Below are 17,430 nucleotides of genomic sequence, written 5' to 3' on the forward strand. Positions count from 1 at the left end.
GACCTCATCGAACCGTCGGGCTCCACCCACAGCCTCCTACCCACCGCCAGCGCAGGGCGCATCGCTCGCACCGGTCAGCACGCGCACACGCGCATCGACGCCGCACGGTTACTGCCCACCCCGAGGGCGAGTGACACCGGCACGCCCGGACGACGCGCGGGTGCCGGGTTCCGGCCCCCACTGTCTGAGGTGCTGTTGCCCACCCCGCGGGCCACCGATGGCGAGAAGGGCTGCCCAGGGCAGCGCGGCTCGCACGGGGACCTCACCCTCCCCTCCGCGGCGGTACGGGTCTTGCCCACCCCGCGCGCGTCGGACGGGCGCGGCCCCGGGCGGCACGGCGACGGCGGCGCGGACCTGCGCACCACGATCGCCGCACTCGGGCAGCCCGACGAGCAGCGGTGGGGCGGCTACGCCGCTGCGGTCGCCCGCTGGGAGTTGCTGCTCGGCCGCCCCGCACCCGAACCCACGCAAACCGGCCGGCACGGCAAACCTGTCCTCGCACCGCTGTTCGTGGAATGGCTCATGGGTCTGCCCGAGCACTGGGTCACCAACCCCGCGCTCGGGCTGCCCCGCACCACCGCGCTGCGGGTCCTCGGCAACGGCGTCGTCCCCGCCCAAGCGGCGACCGCCCTGCGACTGCTGCTCTGCCAGCACACCTAGCGCTGCCAGCCCCCGGGTGGCTCGTCGTGGGCGCATCCACACAGCGTCCGCGACGAGCCACCACCCGCGGTGTCCAGCCGCCAGAACCTCCGACGTTCGGGAGTCCACCCATGCCTGCCAACCTGCCCCGCGCCCGACGGCGCCCGCCGCCGGCCGCCCCCACCCTCCACCACACAACAGCGGACCAGGACGAGCAGGAGTCGCAGCTCTATACCCCAACCGAGGCCGCCGCCCGACTACGCGTGCCGGAGTCATGGCTGCGCCGTCGCGCGGGCTGCCGCCAGATTCCTTGCACCTTCCTCGGCAAGCACCTGCGCTTCTCATCCGCCGACCTCGCCGCCATCATCGCCGCCGGCGCCCAACCCCCCACCGGCCGGCGCGGTGCCCGACGACGCCGGCACCCCACCGGCGACTTGCCCCACCCCGACAGCCACGCGTCAATCACCCCCGCACCCGACACCGACCGGACGGAGACCACACCATGGCCTGGGTAGAAAAACGCGGCACCCGATTCCGCGTACGCCTGCGCCTGCCCGACGGCACCGTCACCACCGACTCAGCCCACGACCTGCGTGCCGACGCCGCTATCCGCGCCAAGGAAATCGAGGTCGAGACCGCCCGCGACACCTACATCGATCCCCGCGCCGGACGCATCCCCCTCGCCGACTGGGTCCCGATCTGGGAGACGACTCACCAAGCGGGCCCCGCCACCTGGGCCGCCTACCGCAGTCACCTACGGCTGCACATCCTGCCCGCCCTCGGCGCGCTGCCGCTGGTCGACATCCGCCGCCAACACGTCAAGACCCTCGCCGTCGCCCTCGGTAAACGGCTCTCACCGCGATCAGTGGCCGACGTGATCATGGTCTTATCGATGGTCCTACAGGAAGCCGTCGAAGACCGCCGCGTCCCCTTCAACCCCTGCCGAGGAATTCGCATCCCCAAAGGCATCCGCGCCGAGCGTCCACACGCCACCGCCGAGCAGGTCGCCGCGATCGTCGCCCGCCAAGCCCGCACTAGCGATGGGCTGCTCATCCTCACCGCCGCCTACACCGGCATGCGGTGGGGAGAACTCACCGGACTCACCCGCGACAACGTCGACCTCACCACCGGCAGCATCCACGTCCACCCCGACGTCGGCGCGCTGCACGAAGTGGAAGGCAAGCTGTTCCTCGGCCCACCCAAGACCAACGACTCCGTCCGCCACATCCGGCTGCCCCGCTTCCTGACCACCCTGCTCACCGTCCACCTCGCCGAACAACCCCACGACATCGTCTTCCCCGGCGCTCGCGGTCATCACCAGCGGCGCTCCAACTTCAACCGCCGCGCCTGGACCCCCGCGGTCGCCGGCAACCTGCAACGGGGCATCCCACCAGTCCTGCCCGGCATGCACTTCCACGACCTGCGCCACACCCACAAGACGTGGCTCATCGAGGACGGCATCCCCGAGATCGCCCAAGCCCGCCGCCTCGGTCACCGCCTCGCCGGCGTGCGCGGCATCTACAGCCACGTCACCGAAGCGATGATCACCAACGTCGTCGACGCCCTCCAACGCCGGTGGGAAACCACCCAGCCCGACCGAACTGTCGACACCGTCCGACGACTGCGCGCCGTTGCCTAACAGAGGGGAGGATGAGCCATGCTCCTGGCTTTCGTAGCGGAACCACCGTGCGCGGTGTGTGGGCGACCGGCAACGCACGTCGAACTCGTCGCACCTGGTACCCGACCTGCGGACTGGCAGTTCTGGTCACCGCAGCAGCGCGACGCCTACACCGCCGCCCGTCAGCGTCACGACGACCAGCATTGGTGGCTGCTGTTCTCCGGAATCGAGGCGGGCAACGGATCCGGCCGACCGGTGGACCTGGAAGAGGCGCAACGGATCGCCGACGCCTTCGCCCAGCCGTACCGGTACGCCGCCGTAACCTCTGCGGGCTTCTACGACGACGCCGGATTTTGCGGCCAGTGCGACGCCCCGTACTGCTACCGCCATTGGAACGTCTCTAACACCGGCTACGGACGATGCCCGCGAGGCCACGGCAAGAGCCTTGATCCACACTGGTGGCCCGATGATCTTTAGGGGCTTTCGACGGCGAACCCAGTGGGAGAACGTGGCTAATGCGTCCGCACAGACGGCGGGGGCGCCGTAGCCGGGCTCAGTGCGTCCAGCCAGCGGCGTGAAGGCTGTTGTGGAACCAGCCCCCCTGGCTGAACGGCCGGATAGTTCTGTCGTCGCCGACGTGGTGTGGGAAGAGGGCCAGGACGTGGGCGAGATCCTGCTCGGCCGGTCGGGGCAGTTGGAGGATTGCCTCATCGAGTGTCAGGCCGCTCGCCTGAACGAACTCGGGGTGCATCCTGAGGTATGCCACGACGTGGTCCACTACGGTGGCGAGACGCTGGCGCAGTCGGGCGGCGTCGGGTGCGTCACGGCTGTCCCGTAGGTCAACCAGTTGCCACGCCGGCCCGAACACCGGCACTAGTTGGCCGCCTGCCGCGTTGAAGAATTCCAGGGCCCCCCGACGGGTGTCGGCATCACCGAACCCATCCTCGATCATTTGCCGCACGTTCGAGTAGACGTGGGCGAAGGTGTCGTCGGCGGCGATCGCGACGACCCTGGTGATCGTGCGCGGGGCGGTGGCAATTGTTGCCGAAGATCCCTCCACTCTGCTTTCCTCCCGTACAAGCACGATGTGGAAGCTCGCCTATCTCCCACAGGCTAGGCAGTCAGGTCAACCGCTGACGCGCCGATGGGGCCCGACGTCTACGGGCTCACCTGCGTCGCATGATCGCGTGCAGGGTCCTGCTGCTCCCAACCTCCGTCACGTTAATGAGTTCCCACCCCGTGTGGCTGAGGTAGTCGGCGGCGGCGAGCGCCTGGCCGATGCTGGCCCCACCGGGGGCATAGGCGGCCACGGCAAGATGCCGGTGGGGGTAGGCGCGTAGATCGACCAATTGCTGCAGAACCGCCGCCGCGGTGATGGAGCGGGAGCGAGCGACAGATTCGATGGTCTCGCGGGGCATGCCTCGACGATAACGGTAACCAGCACGGGCGATCGCCTGGCGCAGCTGACGGTATGGTCAACAGCGTGGAAGCTCGGACCCGGAAACGGGCGCTGGTTGTCGGCCTTCTGGTAACGCTCGCGGTTATCGGGGGGTGTGACGACGGCGGACCAGCGACGCGCCGGGCCGTCACCACCTCGCCGGCCGCCGGTGCTCCCGCCACCAGTAGCCCGGCGCCCGCCGTCGGCCCTTCCTACGACGCCACCAACCTCGACCTGTGCCGGCGTACCGACCTGACGCCCCTGGCGGACTTGTCGGTGAGGGTCGCTCGTACCGATCCGAAGCCGCCGCTGGCGCGCCAGGGCTCGTCGTGCCTGTTCGAGATGCGCACCGCGGACGACCACCAGGCGAACTTGCTAGTGGAAGCCTCCTCGTTGACGAGCGCCGAGGAGGCGGGACGCCTCTACACGGCGACCCAGCAGGTGACAGGCATGACGGCGGACGGCCCCGTCGCCGACGTCGGCGAGGAGGCCGAGGGGTTCCTCAAACGGTCGGACCCTGGCTTCAAGTACACCGAGTACATGCTCCACGCCCGGGACGCCAACCTGGTGGTGAAGGTCTGGCTCGCGGTAGGCGGCGATTCCTACCTGCCTAAAGAGGCACTCGCCGCGAAAGCTCTGACGATCCTCAAGGCGACCTTCACCGCCGTGCCGCACGCCTGACGACAGGCGCTACCCGCGGACGGCTTCGGGCCAACGGCCTCCGGGGAGCTTGGAGTAGTCACCGACCTGCGTCGCGATGTCCCGGACGTTACCCAGCGCGTCAACGAAACGTTCACCGATCCGCAGGAGGGTGTCCAACCCCGCGGTGACGATATCGCCGACAGACTTGGCCAACGTGTCGATGGCCCAGGGAATGTTGATGACCGTCGTCGCGTCGACGGCGGCCTGGGCGAACTTACCTGCCAGGTTGGTGACGATCGTCGCTAGCTCGACGGCGTAGTCAACGTTGGCCCTAGCGATCTTGAACAGCCACTGACTGATGAACTCCGCCTTGAGAACGGACTCGTCGACCGCCGCCCGCTGTTTGCCAGCCTTGTCGGCGTAGGCGCGGGCCGCGTCGCCGGTCCACTTGACCAGGTTCTGGTCGATTGGCTCACTGATCGCGAACGACAGTTGGGAGACGGGCGTCTTTACCTCGGTGATCCACCGGAAGCTCATTGAGATGAGCGATAGCACCGGCATCTGGTGCTCCATCGCGTGATCAACCCGATCCATGACCTCCCGCAGGCCGCGGCGCGCGGCGTCAATGTTGTGCTTGATCCACAGCAGCGCCGCCGGGCCGATCAGCCACGCCCACTCGTTGACCCGCGAGACGACGTCGTTGAACCCCTCGACGGCAAGGTCCACGCCGACGCGGATCTGGTCGAAGGCCTTGTTGAACGGCTCGCCGTATTCCAGGTCCGGCGGTGCGGGCTGCATCGGCTTGTGTCCTTCCGGGTCGTCGCGTCCGTGCTTAGGCTTTGTAGATCGTGTTGAGGTCCAGCGAGATCACCTCGTCGGCCCGGTCGTAGGCGTCGGCGACGCGCCGAAGGGCGTCACCGACCTGCTCAAACTCCGTCGCTGCCCCGGCGAGGATCGCGACCATGAAGGTGTGGAAGTCGCGGTACGCGGCTGAGTGGACGCCGGCGTTGACGTCGCCGATGTAGAAGGCAGAGGCATCCAAGCTCAGCCCGTCCGTGGCGCCCTTGATGGCGGTAGCGCTGTCGGACAGCTGCAACCATTTGCCGCCCTCGGTACGCAACGCGTCGGTGATGACGTTCAGCTCATCCACGCGACCACCCCTCAAAGTCGTGTTGATCTGCCCCTGCGAGGTCGAAGGAGCGAAGGACGGACCGTGCGTCGAACTGCAGCTGACCGGCGTCGGCACGGGCGATCCGTCCCGTGTCGCCGGTGATACCGACAATGCTGTTCGCGCGAATCCGCAACGTCAGACAACCGTTGGGGCTGGTTATGACCTGCTCGACTGGGGAAACGCGTAGCTGCGCCACCCGATCCAGCTCCGCGTCGAGGCCCTGCAGCGTGCGCCAGGTCGCCCGTGACCACACGTCCTCATCGAGCTCCGGCGACGCCTGCACCGCGGTCGGTCGTGGCAGTGTCGGCGGAGCCTGCCCCTGCTGAAATTCCTTCAAGGCGGCCTGTTCCAGTGCGGCGCCGACGGCAGCGCTATATGCCTCAAAGAGCACCACCGGGAACCGAGCCACGCCAACCTCGCTACGCCACTCGCGGCTAACCAGGACAGCTTTAACCCGCCGTCGCGTATCGACGACTACCGAAACCGATCCGGTGGCATCGGATCCGCAGAAACCATCCGTTTGGGACGGAATCCCGCCCTCCCGCAATACCTGCTCGACGCGCTGCTGAAGCGCGGCCTCATCACCGAAAAAATCGAGGCTTGCCAGCGACAGGCGTGGGTCGCGTCCGTCGCTCATCCGTCCCTCAGTTTCCTCAGCAACCAGCGGGTGCCCAATGGGCCCGATCTCCAAAGGCACGACCACCGTACGTGAAACCTCGTCAACCCGCAGTACCCGTGCCCGCCGTGCTGCGATGCCCTCACCGGGGGAAACTGGCCGAGTTCGCGGATCGGGCGGCTGCCGATGCCTAAGCCTTCGAGCGCAACGTCCGAGATGCCTTCACTCGTCGCTCAGCCGACGATCGCCAAGGCACCATCGGTCGGTACCGACGGTGAGGTCTAATCGCGTACCACGGGCGCACCGACTGTTCCGTCGTCTAGGACGTCGGTCGTACACAGGGCTCTGACCAGGCTATTCGAGATCTCGTTGGCTGCGGTGAGGTGCACCCAAGTACGGGCCAGCTCTATCGGCCGGCGTCGCAGGGGGCCTGCCTCGGGCACCGCGAGCAGCGCCGATCGGCCTACCCTTACCGTCCGAGCCGACGCTCGGCGCCAGCACGGTGCCGAGAGTTCATGGGTGACTGCTGGAGGTGTCTCGTGCGGTGGCTCCTGCAATGCAACCCGACCAAGTGGCGCATCCATGATTTCGTCGCCGATGGTCATGAGATAACCGCGTGGACGGCAACACGTCACCTCAGCGATATCCGTCCTGATCAGGATATTGCTCTCTGGTTGACCGGAAGCACCGGCGGGGTGGTAGCGGTGGGCCACACCACCGGTCCTCCAACACCGGTGGCAGAGGGGCGAGTCGACGATGGCTATTACGCCGAGCCGCCTGATCCTGTCGCCGCCCGCTGGGTGGTGCCGGTCCGGCTCACGCGACGATTCTTGGACCAGCCGGTGCCACGCACCGCCCTCGCTGGCGATCAGGACTTCGCTGATAGCGCGATACTCACGCGGCCGTGGTCGGGCAACCCGTTTCCTCTGACAGACCGACAGTGGCTGGCCGTCGCACGACACTCGTTCGGCAGAGGCACCTCGGTCAACGGCCAGCTACCCGCCGAGGCGATGACCGGCGCGACCGACCTCCTACGCCGCTTGGTCGGCCGGCCGCTGACCACAGCATCAGGTCGACTCAACACCGTCATCGAAGTACGCCCTCCACACGTCATCGTCAGCACCGAACGCAGCCCCAACGGCCAGCCTGTACCGGTCGCCTGGGTCGACGATGCCCTCAGGCGCCTCCTGCGCGACGGGTGCGTCGAGCTTCACCCGCGTACCAGTACCTACCGGAGTGCGTTCATCGGAGCGGTACTGCTCACCCTGCCGGGTGCCCGCTCGTCCGGTAGCCCTCCTGTGATCACCCTCGACGCTCCACCGCAGCTCGACGCCGCAACCGGCGCATTCACCTTCGATGGCGACCTCGAACGGTTCGGCGTAGCCACTCATCGTGGTGAGCAAGCCCTGCTGCGCCAGCGCCTTTTCGCCTCAGCCACGGACGCCGACTGTGCTATCTGCGGGGAGACGTACCCGGTCCGCTTCCTCCGTGCCGCCCACATCAAGAAGCGCGCGGTCTGTACGGAACAAGAGGCACGCGACCTCGACCACATCGCCATGCCCGCATGCCTACTTGGGTGCGACGCCCTCTTCGAGGCTGGCTACATCGCTGTTGACCCCACCGGTCATGTCATCGTTACCGGCGACCCGGGCAACAGGGCCGCGCTAGATCAACGGTTGGCAGAGCTGGCAGACCGACGAGTAGACGCTCACACGACCAGCAGCGCTGCCTATTTCGCTTGGCACCGCGAAAATACCTTCCGCAGCTGACACAGCAGTTCATCGGCGACGATCAGCATCGGACGGCATGGGGGCATCTGGGGGCCGACGTCGCGATCGCCCGCCCTTACACCGGTAGAAGGCCTCCGAGGCCGCGTCTGCCGAGGTCGAAGTTGCCGCTTGCGATTGAAGGTCGCACGTTCGGCACTGGCCTTTATGCAGGTCACCGCAGGCATGGGCCCGCAGGCCCCGTGCTCTCACGCCGACACGGTCATAGGCGTCCTGACCCTAGGCCGGGGGATCGGCTACCGCGCCCAGCGTCCAGTCAGCCAAATATGCAGGCGACGCGCAACGGCGGCTATTGCAGGGACCGGGGGATCTCCGAGGGCTAGCCACGCACTACCAGCACGGCAAGCTCGGCCTCCACGTCGAGGTACCGAGTTTCGGCCAGAGTGCAGCCGCCGTCCACCAAGCTGCGATTGGCCTGCCGACGGCGCATAGACACCTCTGGCCCGCACCTGGAGCCTCGCCGAAGGGGGCCGGATAGCGCCGGGCGGCGGGGACGGTGGAGGGAGTTGAGAGAGCCGCTTCGAAAGCCGATGGGATCTGCCTGCTGAGCCGTCACTGCCGCACTGAATCAGGGCTGCGGCTCTCACCTCGCTGAGGCTCAGTGAGCCTCTTCAAGAATCGACCGGTTGATTGGTACGTCGCGCAAGAAGCGGTCCCGAAGGCGACCATCCAGCGTGGTTGCCTTCTTGAGCACCAGTGCTCGGGCGAGGTGGAGCGACTCGTTGGCCTCGCCATCGTGGCCCAGCGCACGCTGCACGGCCGCGTGCCGGTAGAGAATCTCCTCTGCCACAACCGCGGCGAGCCGCCATCCTGCCTCGCGCAGATGCTCCGTCGCACGTGCGCTGAACCGCAAAGCCTGCTGACCGTCACCGCGGCTGAGATGCCACTGCCCTAGCAATGAAAGGGTGACAATCTCGCTACGCCGCATGCCGGTGCGTTGGGTTTCATCAAGGCAGTTCCGCAGCACGTTGCCAGCGAGCTCGTCGTACGCCGGATCGGCATCGACCATGCTCAAGAGGCTCGCCGCGTACAGGTTCGCGACCAGCGGCGCCAGGTTCGCCTGCCAGGTCACCGTTGCCTCAGCCTGCGCGTCCCTCAGCTGGCGTAGTCCCAAGGCGTCCCTGCGGTCTTGCACGCGGCGGGCCCCGAGGTACGCCAGGTTGACGGCATGCCAACCGTCTGGCTCTTCTTCATCGCGAGATCCGACCGCCTCGGCTAGGCACTGTTCGGCCTCCGTGTAGTTGCCGATCCCGGCCTCTACCTGTGCCAGATAGTTGAGACCGATCGGTAGCAGTCCCAGGTTGGGGCGTCGCCGCACCTGCGGGATGGTGGCCCGTAACCGGGCCAACGCAGCACCCAGCCTGCCTGCGTCGTAGAGGTTGACGCCGATCTGTAATGCGACCATGTGGCGGGCGCGCTGGACGACCGGATCCTCGGACTGTCGCACGGAGTCGTCCTCGGAGGCAGCGGCCTCTGCACGTGCCAGGACTGCCAAGCCGCCCTCCACGTCAGTCTTGGGTAGCTGCCGCCCGTACTCGCAGCCCGCCAACAGGATGCTAACCGCGTCGCCGTTCTTCAGCGCCTCGTGCCATGCCTCCCGTAGCAGAGGGAGCGCGGCCGGCACTCCTCGTGTGTACAGCAACACTTTGCCGTGCAAGTACTGGGCGCGGATCCGTAGATTGGCATCCCCGGAGCCTTCTGCCGCCCGCATCGCCTCCGTTGACAAAGCCTCCAGGCGCACGGTCCCGTCGGGTTCTGGTCTGGTCCGCCAGCTCAGCTCGCTGGCCGTCAGCAAGAGCTCAACTAGCTGGGCTCGGAGCCGGCACGTTTCCTCGTCCACTGGGGCGCGCCGAACACACTCGAGGCCTTGCTCGGCGATCTTGACAACCTCGGGTGCTGACGCACCGGTTTGAGAGAGCCGACACGCGACAAAGTGCGCTACTCGCCCGGCCGCGGGCCAGTCCCGCCCCAAGCGGTGATGTCGCACAAGCTCAAGCGCCAAATCCTGCGTCAGATCTCGATGATCCTCCGAGTACTCATGCAAGACCCGCCCGATCCGCCGATGCCGATCCCGCCGTTGCCACTCGCTCTGGTCGAGATACAAAGCCTCCTGCACCAGGTCATGCTCGAAGGCATAGCGGTCAGCCTCCAGCCGGTCGTCCCACGTGTTTGGCGGAAGCAGCTGCAGCAGCCCTGTGTCCCTGGCTAGCCGGTGCAGCCGATCCGCGACCCCGTCATGACGCGTGTCGAGAACCCTTGCCACGATGCTGCTGTGAAACTCCCGTCCCTCAACCGCTCCAACAGCCAACAGCCGACGGTCGTCGTCGCTGAGGCGGCTCAGCCGCGCGGCCACCACCAGCCGCACCTGCTCGGCCAACTGAATGCCCTCAGGATGCGGTGCAACCAGGTCGCTCGGTAGGTGGTCAGGGGTTGACGGCAGTGCCAGCTCTCGGCGATTGCTGAGGGAGTACCGAAGCAGGAGCGGATGCCCACCGGTGCGCCGGGCAAGCTCTACGGGCGCTACGTCAGGCGCAGACATCCGCTCGGCGTATTCGGCGATGGCCGACACAGGCAGACCCCGTAGCCGTATCCGCTGAGCGAGCCCGGTGACGACTAGGTCATCCACAAGCAGGCGCGCGGCTTGATTCGCCACGAGTTCGTCGTCGCGACCGGCAAGGACGAAGAGAACCCGCTGATCTTCGACCGCCCTGGCGAGATATGACAGCACTGAACACGAGCTCTCATCGATCCGATGGAAGTCATCGATGGAGATGACCACCGGGAACCTCTCCTTGATGAGGTGTAGAAGCGCATCCGCCATTGCCCTCGCAGCGGTGCGGTTCTCGACCAGCGGAGCGCCGGGCACCGGGCCGGAGAGAGTCTCCGCGACCATCTTCAGGGTCGACCCCACTCCCGGAACCAACGTCAAAAGTTCTGGCCAGCGCTGCTTCACCGCCTCACCGGACCGTCGTAGCAGTCGCCTCCTCTTGGGCCTGTTGCGATCGATCAGCCAAGCCAGGTCAATGAGCGGTCCGTACGCCTCCAACTGCCCCACCTGAACGTGGCACCCCACCGACAGGAAGTCAGCCGGGGTGCCTGCCTCCTGGACGTGTCGGAGCAGGGCACTCTTACCGATGCCAGCCGGACCTTCAATGATCAGGAAGCCGCCATGGCCATCACACGCGCGATCAACCAGCGCCCGGACCGCGGATTGCTCGTCCTCTCGGCCGACGAACAGTTCAGCGGGCATCAGACCTCCCGAGAGCGAACACCATCAAGGTACTTCGATCCTGGCAGAAAGCCTCCACATATCTCCGGACGAGGAAAGGTTCGGGAGATCCTCCCCCACGCCGTCGAGACGAGGACCCCCTAGGTCCTCCATCCGCCCGGCTTACCTGGCGGTGATGCGGCTTCAAATTGCCTGCTCGCCCCGGCTTCGTTCATCGAGCTCGCGTCGGTACCAGAGTCCGGCGAGGAAGGCCGCCAGTACACCGAGCACGGCCGAGCCTATGCCGCCAGCGAGCCGAACCTGCCCAGTACCCATCCAGGACGCGAGCAGCGCGACCGTGGCAAGTACCGCGCAGACGACCGCCGCCGGCAGCAGGGCCCGTCCCGAGCGCGGCGCGTTCAATACCAGGCCGGCGGGTTGCCGCTGCACGACCAGCACGTCCTCAAGCTTCATGTCCGGCTCAACCTCAAAGCCAGCCCGCCTCAGCGCCTGAACGTAGCGGCCTATCGTCCCTGGCTTCTTCGGGTAGCCGCAGTACGAGACGTAAAACGGCTCCGGTCCGTCACCGCTGGCGCCCTCCACCGCAAAGCCGTCCAGATGGCGCTCGCCAACGTCACGAAACCCGGCCCCGCGGAGTACGCGCCGTACGGCCTCAGCGTCGCGGTCCCGTGAAGACCACAACGGCCGTTCCCCTTTGCCATACCCGTACCTTGGCTCATCCATGAAACTCACCGTATCGGCACGCGGCGTGGCGGTGTGCCCACGCTCTGGTCAGCTCTCTCTGGCGACGTCATAAAGCAGCCATCTCGGACAACGGCGACGAAGGTGTAGTGGCGCGATGCCAGGTCGAGCTTGGCTCAATGATCACAGACCAACGCCCGTCAGGTCGTGATGATCAACACCATCACCATCCTGGTCACCAGGGACGAGTACCGACAACTGATACCTGGTCGGCAGGTCGGGGCTGTCTCGCTAAGGGTGTTTCCGGCGATCTTGGTTAGTAGGTTTCAGCGGCGGGGAAGCGGTCGCTGAAGGTGATGGCGAAGGCGTTCAACGCGGGTTTCCAGCGCATCGTCCATCGGGTTCTGCCTGCTCCGGTGGGGTCCAGGGACCGGGTCACCAGGTACAGACATTTCAACGCGGCCAGCTCGTTGGGGAAGTGGCCGCGGGCTTTGATCGCCCGCCGGTAGCGGGCGTTGAGCGATTCGATCGCGTTGGTGGAGCAGATGACGGTGCGGATCTCTACGTCGTAGTCGAGGAACGGGATGAACTCGGCCCAGGCGTTGTCCCACAGGCGGATCACCGCCGGATACCGGCCGCCCCACTTCTCGGCCAGGTCGTCGAACGCCGCCCGGGCCGCGGTGGCGTTCACCGCGGTGTAGATCGGCTTGATGTCATGCTTGATCTGGTCCCAGTACTTGCGGGAGGTGAGCCGGAACGTGTTGCGGATCAGGTGGATGATGCAGGTCTGCACCACCGTGCGGGGCCACACGTTCGTGACGACCTCGGGTAGGCCTTTCAGGCCGTCGCAGACGAGGAAGAACACGTCCTTGACGCCTCGGTTACGCAGGTCGGTCAGCACGCTCATCCAGAACTTCGCGCCCTCACCACCGGTGCCGGCCCACAACCCGAGGATGTCCTTGTCCCCGTCGAGGGTGACCCCGATCGCGGCGTAGAACGGCCGGTTCGCGACCTGCCCGTCCCTGACCTTGACCACGATCGCGTCGATGAACACCGCCGCGTAAATCTCGTCCAGGGGCCGGTGCGACCAGTCGGTCATCTCCTCGATCACCTTGTCAGTGATCCGCGAGATCGTCTCCTTGCTGACCGAGGCGCCATAGATCTCAGCGAAATGAGCACTGATCTCTCCGGTGGTCAAACCCTTGGCATACAACGACAACACGACCTCGTCGACCCCGGACAACCGGCGCTGCCGTTTCTTGACGATCTGGGGCTCGAACGTGCCCGCCCGGTCCCGCGGCACGTCGATCTGCACCGGCCCGGTGCTGTCGGTCAGCACCGTCTTCGCCCTGGTGCCGTTACGGATGTTGCCCGAGCCGGCGCCGTCGGGTTCGTGTTTGGCATAACCGAGGTGCTCGGTCATCTCCTCGTTCAACGCGGTTTCCAGGACCGTCTTGGTCAACTGCCTCAGCAGCCCATCCGGACCGGTCAACGCCAGGCCCTGTTCCTTGGCCGCCCGGACCAGCTCGACGGCGGCTTTCGCCTCAGCCGACGGCTCGGCCCGCTTCTTACGTCCAGCCTGATCGTTCTGTGTCGCGGTCATCACGGCACCCTCCTCACCAGGCACAACGCCCGGCAGGTCAGGCCGGAAACACCCTTAAATCCACAGACCCGGCAGGTCGTCCTCGGTGGCGGGAGAGGAATTCGGCGGCGGCTTCGGCTTTGGCGCGTTCGACGTCGAGTTCGGCGATGACCGAGGTGTAGACGTCGGTCATGGCGGCGGAGGAGTGGCCGAGGAGTTCCTGGATGTCCTTGAGGTCGGCGCCGGCGGCTTTGAGGTAGGTGGCGGCGCAGTGCCGTAGGTCGTGCAGCCGGATCGGGGGTAGATCGGCGTCGCGGACGAGGACTTCGAAGCGGTCGGTGACGGCGTTGGGGTGCCAGGGCTTCCCGCCGGGTTGGACGAAGAACAGTCCGGTGTCGGGCCAGGTGTGCCCGGCGGCGAGTTTCCACTGAGCGCGGCGGGCGTGGTGGGCGCGCAGGACGACGCGGGTGATGCTGGCCATGGCCATGATTCGGTTGCCGGACTCGGACTTGACCTTCTTGATCACGGGTGTGTAGCCGTGGGTGGCGATCTGTTGGGTGACGCTGATCAGGGAGTTGTCGAGGTCGACGGCGGTGTCGGTGAGTCCGACGGCCTCGCCGCGGCGCAGTCCGCGGTGCAGGATGAGCGCGAACAGTGGGTAGAGGGCGATGTCGTGCTCTTCGGCGTGGTCGAGGAACGCGCCGGCCTGCTGCGGGGTCCACACCATGACCGGGCTGGGCCGCTCGCCGGTGTCGCGCCACCGTTGTACGGCTTTGGTGGTCCATACCCGGGCTTTGGGGCGTACCCCGGAGGGCAGTTCGATGTGGGCGGCGGGGTTGAAGTCGATGAGCCGGTTGTTGCCGCGGCGGATGGCGTCGTTGAGTGCCTTGTGCAGGGTGGCGCGGATGCGGTGCATGCTGGCAGGTTTGGTGGTGCGCAGGCCGCGGACGCTGGCGCGGATGGTGGGGTCGTCGCTCTGGCGGGCGATCTCGATGGCGGTGCTGCCCTCGGCGATGGCGGCGAACATGGCTTCGACGTGCTCGACCCTTAGTTTCACCAGGGCGATGGCGCCGAGGTGTGGGACCAGGTGGACGCGGATGTGCGACTCGTAGGCCAGCAGGGTGTTGGGTTGGACGCTGCTGAGGCTGCGGCGGGATGCCAGCCACGACTGCAGGTACTCGCCGACGGTGGTCGTGACGGTGGCGGGCAGTCCGGCGCGGACCCGTCGGGCGATGGTGTCGCGGTCCGGCAGTGGTGCGCCGACGGTGACGGCGAGGAGCATGTCGGCGATCTCGGCGGCGACGGCCGGCTCGTCACTGGCGAGGGCGAGTAGGGCTTTGGCGTGGTCGCGGTCGCCGGTGGCGGCGTCGCGGGTGTCGAAGGTGCTGCGGCGTAGTTGCCGGCGCGCCTGGCCGGGGTGGGTGGGCAGTTCGAGTTGGTAGGCCCACCGGCCGTGGTTGGGGTTCCACGCTCCGCTGGGCCGGCGGAGCTGCGGGCAGCGGTTGCCGAGTTTGCGGCCCTCGCGGTCCCGGCAGGAACAGCGTTTGAAAACGGACCCTTTCGCCCTGTTCACGTGTGTCCCTCGGACCGAGCCTGCGGCAGTAGGTGACCGTAGGATCGGTCGAGGACGGTCCTGAATTGCCTCTCCGCCTGCGGTTGGCTCGTGCTCCGGCGGATGGCTGTGCTGGTTGGGCGGCAGGTGCAGGGCGTGGAGGATGGCCGCAACCGGCACCCGGTAGCGGCTGCCGAATCGGAGCACCGGGACGGGGAACTGGCCGGATTTGGCCAGGTCGTACGCGACCGAACGAGACAGTCCCATGATCCGCGCAGTGGTCGTCAGATCGGTAACTGCGCCCAAGGCGCTGATTCGCTCACCAGTCCAACTGTTGTCCCGGCCGTCGCCGCCAAACCTGGCCGGTGACACCGCATTAGAGACATGTTCCGAGATCTTCATCGCAGAGCGGTCCGCCAATGACCAAGTAGAGACGATGCCTGACTGTGAACCGACCTCAACGCCAAGCGAGGGCATCCTGGGAGAGAACGCGCCGACGAGTGCAGAACCCTCGCTGCTCCCTGCTGACAATTCGAACCGAACACTGACAGTTTGTGATCAAAGTGCTTGGCAGGTGCAGCGCATCCTGTCCGAGTCGGCTATCTGACTCGGGGGGACCGTTTTTGACGCAGCCGGCATGCGGCGGCGACGGCCAGCGCAGGACCCGCCGGGCAGATGCGAATGCCGGCTGCGGCCCGGCACCTTTCCGGTGTCGCTGTTCGCATCGCGCGCCTGGGCCGTCTGCCGCGCGGCCATTAAGAGCCCTGCTGATCAGGAGAGTTTGTGACTCAATGTGGGACCAGGACGCCTATCGGGTCTTCGAGTGGTCTGGTCCCGCCACGAGCGTGGAACTCCGCGGCGACCTCACGGCTGTCATGGACCGGCTGTACGGCCAGCTGCTGCGGGCCTGGGCCTGGGCCCGGGGCCGGGGTGACATGCTGCGCCAGCGCCCGACCGAGTCGCAGGCCATGTGGGTCCGCCACTTCGAGGGCAGGCTCTCCGACCTGCTCGCCGGTCAGAAGTAAAGTCCAGATCGTCCTCCTGTTCAGCCCGGATCAAACATCTTGATGGGAGTGCGAAATCCACAATCGACAGATGGTGGCTAACGTCCTCGCCTCTAGCCGCCGAGTCGCCTAGGGTTTTCGCGTCGTAGCGCCACGGGTGGCGCCAGAGAAAAGGTTGAGCCATGAATGCAGTCATCGACCTCGGCAACGGAGACTCCCTCCAGCTGGAGCCGGCCCGGCGCGTCCTTCGTCTCTATCCCGGTGCCGGTGGCGCCCAGGTCGAGGTGACGCTGAGGATCAGCAAGGCGCAGGACCTGGCGCCGGGTGTCCCGTATCGGGTGAGCGCCCAGATGTACGTCGAGGACATCATGCGCCGGCAGCGGATGCTGTGCGTCCTCAACGCGGCGAGCCTGGTCACACCGCTCGTCCAGGCAGGCCAGGTGCAGATGTCGGGCTTCGTCACCGACGAGCAGTTGCGCGCCGTCGAGCAGCTGCGCGCAGGCGGGGACCTGTGGGTGAACCTGAAGCTGTCGGTTTCGTCCGTGGAGCGGCAGGCCGACTCGGTCCACCCAGACAAGCAGGGCCCGCAGGTTTCCTTGGAGGATGTGGCGGCGCTGCGCGATGGCAAGCCGACCGAACTGACGTGGCTCAGGAAGGCGCTGGGGGCGGAGTACGGCCGATTGGTGCTGAATGCCAAGGTGACCTTTGAGCGGCCGTTGCATAGTCAGCGAACGGGGGACTTGAGGTTCGACATCAACGCCGGCGAGTGGGCCTCGCAGGTGGCCGCAGTGGATGCGGGGGCGTTCGTTGAGCTGCTGGTGCCGCTGGCGAGGGGCGCTGACTACACCGGCGCGGTGGCGGCGCTGCGGGCGGCTCGTGAGCTGCTCCGGCAGGGCAACATCGAACCGGCGATCGTGGAGGCGCGCAAGGCCGTGGAGCAGGTCCGCGACGCGTACGGAACGCTGAAGCTGTTCAATGCGGCGAAGACGAAGGCCCCGCGGCAGCGGACCTATGACGAGCGGTGGGCGTTCATGGTGGAGGACCTGTTCTCAACCATGAGCGGCGCGGGCCACAAGGACGAGGTGACGCAGGACTTCGAGTACACCCGGGAGGACGCCGAGATGCTGATCGTCGCGACCGCGGGGATGCTTAAGCGGCTGTCCCTCGACAGCAACTCGCTGTAGCCGGACGTAAATCACACGAAGGTGGGCTCGTGCGCGGTGGCGGCGAGGATGGCCAGGACAGCCAGGGCGAGCATGGCCAGGGTGATGAAGCGGTGCCAGCTGATCCAGTTGCGGACCTGGTAGTGGCCGAGGCCGATCTGGCCTTTGCCGGGCTGGAACAGTTCTTCGTTGCTCCAGCAGCGGCCGCTGCATCGCCTGCGGATCGCCGTGACCGGCGCGTTGAGCGAGCGACCAGCAGGTCTTGCGTTCCGCGTCCGACCGCAGCCTTTCCAGGAACTGCCGACGAT

17 protein-coding genes and 1 pseudogene are annotated in these 17,430 nt (G+C 66.8%); 8 read left to right on the forward strand and 10 right to left on the reverse strand.

Going from position 1 to position 17,430, the window contains the following annotated elements:
* The first annotated feature begins 189 nt into the window (after positions 1-189).
* The 4 genes from ACLQ29_RS31730 to ACLQ29_RS31745 all read left to right on the forward strand — a co-directional run bounded on the left by ACLQ29_RS31730 (position 190) and on the right by ACLQ29_RS31745 (position 2,734).
* On the forward strand, positions 190-660 hold the full coding sequence (locus ACLQ29_RS31730; protein WP_425775056.1) for a hypothetical protein: 471 nt from the start codon (positions 190-192) through the stop codon (positions 658-660).
* Positions 661-770: 110 nt separating this feature from the next.
* Complete coding sequence (locus ACLQ29_RS31735; RefSeq protein ID WP_425775057.1) at positions 771-1,154, forward strand: helix-turn-helix domain-containing protein; 384 nt, start codon at positions 771-773, stop codon at positions 1,152-1,154.
* The gene (locus ACLQ29_RS31740; protein ID WP_425775058.1) at positions 1,142-2,278 is read left to right on the forward strand and encodes a tyrosine-type recombinase/integrase; all 1,137 of its coding nucleotides are present in this window, start codon (positions 1,142-1,144) and stop codon (positions 2,276-2,278) included. The genes ACLQ29_RS31735 and ACLQ29_RS31740 overlap by 13 nt, the downstream gene beginning before the upstream one ends.
* A gap of 18 nt (positions 2,279-2,296) precedes the next feature.
* On the forward strand, positions 2,297-2,734 hold the full coding sequence (locus ACLQ29_RS31745) for a hypothetical protein (protein WP_425775059.1): 438 nt from the start codon (positions 2,297-2,299) through the stop codon (positions 2,732-2,734).
* 76 nt (positions 2,735-2,810) lie between these two features.
* On the opposite strand, the gene ACLQ29_RS31750 is transcribed toward ACLQ29_RS31745, so the two are convergent.
* Both ACLQ29_RS31750 and ACLQ29_RS31755 read right to left on the reverse strand, forming a co-directional pair.
* Positions 2,811-3,341, reverse strand: a complete 531-nt coding sequence (locus tag ACLQ29_RS31750; protein WP_425775060.1) for a hypothetical protein — start codon at positions 3,339-3,341, stop codon at positions 2,811-2,813.
* Between the two features lie 82 nt (positions 3,342-3,423).
* Positions 3,424-3,675: a transcriptional regulator gene (locus ACLQ29_RS31755; RefSeq protein ID WP_425775061.1), complete on the reverse strand. Its 252-nt coding sequence runs from the start codon at positions 3,673-3,675 to the stop codon at positions 3,424-3,426.
* Positions 3,676-3,728: 53 nt separating this feature from the next.
* On the opposite strand from ACLQ29_RS31755, the gene ACLQ29_RS31760 reads away from it, so the two are divergent.
* Positions 3,729-4,376 (forward strand): hypothetical protein, encoded by a 648-nt coding sequence (locus tag ACLQ29_RS31760; protein ID WP_425775062.1) that lies wholly within the window; start codon positions 3,729-3,731, stop codon positions 4,374-4,376.
* Between the two features lie 9 nt (positions 4,377-4,385).
* Here ACLQ29_RS31760 and ACLQ29_RS31765 read toward each other — a convergent pair whose 3' ends face one another.
* The 3 genes from ACLQ29_RS31765 to ACLQ29_RS31775 are packed head-to-tail and all read right to left on the reverse strand — an operon-like array spanning position 4,386 to position 6,145.
* Positions 4,386-5,135, reverse strand: a complete 750-nt coding sequence (locus ACLQ29_RS31765; RefSeq protein WP_425775063.1) for a hypothetical protein — start codon at positions 5,133-5,135, stop codon at positions 4,386-4,388.
* A 34-nt stretch (positions 5,136-5,169) separates the two neighbouring features.
* A complete protein-coding gene (locus tag ACLQ29_RS31770; RefSeq protein ID WP_425759461.1) occupies positions 5,170-5,487 on the reverse strand; it encodes a hypothetical protein in 318 nt (105 codons plus the stop codon).
* A complete protein-coding gene (locus ACLQ29_RS31775; protein ID WP_425775064.1) occupies positions 5,480-6,145 on the reverse strand; it encodes a hypothetical protein in 666 nt (221 codons plus the stop codon). The genes ACLQ29_RS31770 and ACLQ29_RS31775 overlap by 8 nt, the downstream gene beginning before the upstream one ends.
* A gap of 518 nt (positions 6,146-6,663) precedes the next feature.
* Here ACLQ29_RS31775 and ACLQ29_RS31780 point away from each other — a divergent pair.
* Positions 6,664-7,893: an EVE domain-containing protein gene (locus ACLQ29_RS31780; RefSeq protein WP_425775065.1), complete on the forward strand. Its 1,230-nt coding sequence runs from the start codon at positions 6,664-6,666 to the stop codon at positions 7,891-7,893.
* A 616-nt stretch (positions 7,894-8,509) separates the two neighbouring features.
* Here ACLQ29_RS31780 and ACLQ29_RS31785 read toward each other — a convergent pair.
* The 4 genes from ACLQ29_RS31785 to ACLQ29_RS31800 form a co-directional block, all read right to left on the reverse strand.
* Entirely contained in the window at positions 8,510-11,161 is a 2,652-nt protein-coding gene (locus tag ACLQ29_RS31785) for an ATP-binding protein (protein WP_425775066.1), read from the reverse strand.
* A 162-nt stretch (positions 11,162-11,323) separates the two neighbouring features.
* A complete protein-coding gene (locus tag ACLQ29_RS31790) occupies positions 11,324-11,863 on the reverse strand; it encodes a hypothetical protein (RefSeq protein WP_425775067.1) in 540 nt (179 codons plus the stop codon).
* Between the two features lie 274 nt (positions 11,864-12,137).
* Positions 12,138-13,424: an IS256 family transposase gene (locus ACLQ29_RS31795; protein WP_425775068.1), complete on the reverse strand. Its 1,287-nt coding sequence runs from the start codon at positions 13,422-13,424 to the stop codon at positions 12,138-12,140.
* A gap of 37 nt (positions 13,425-13,461) precedes the next feature.
* Positions 13,462-14,976, reverse strand: a complete 1,515-nt coding sequence (locus ACLQ29_RS31800; RefSeq protein WP_425775069.1) for a tyrosine-type recombinase/integrase — start codon at positions 14,974-14,976, stop codon at positions 13,462-13,464.
* 770 nt (positions 14,977-15,746) lie between these two features.
* On the opposite strand from ACLQ29_RS31800, the gene ACLQ29_RS31805 reads away from it, so the two are divergent.
* The gene (locus ACLQ29_RS31805) at positions 15,747-15,980 is read left to right on the forward strand and encodes a hypothetical protein (protein ID WP_425775070.1); all 234 of its coding nucleotides are present in this window, start codon (positions 15,747-15,749) and stop codon (positions 15,978-15,980) included.
* A gap of 161 nt (positions 15,981-16,141) precedes the next feature.
* Positions 16,142-17,143, forward strand: a complete 1,002-nt coding sequence (locus tag ACLQ29_RS31810) for a hypothetical protein (protein ID WP_425775071.1) — start codon at positions 16,142-16,144, stop codon at positions 17,141-17,143.
* Positions 17,144-17,169: 26 nt separating this feature from the next.
* Here ACLQ29_RS31810 and ACLQ29_RS31815 read toward each other — a convergent pair.
* Positions 17,170-17,337, reverse strand: a pseudogene (locus tag ACLQ29_RS31815) (IS701 family transposase); the annotation flags it as partial.
* Between the last annotated feature and the right edge of the window lie 93 nt (positions 17,338-17,430).

The organism is Micromonospora sp. DT228 (assembly GCF_049841595.1).
Taxonomy (GTDB): Bacteria; Actinomycetota; Actinomycetes; order Mycobacteriales; family Micromonosporaceae; genus Micromonospora.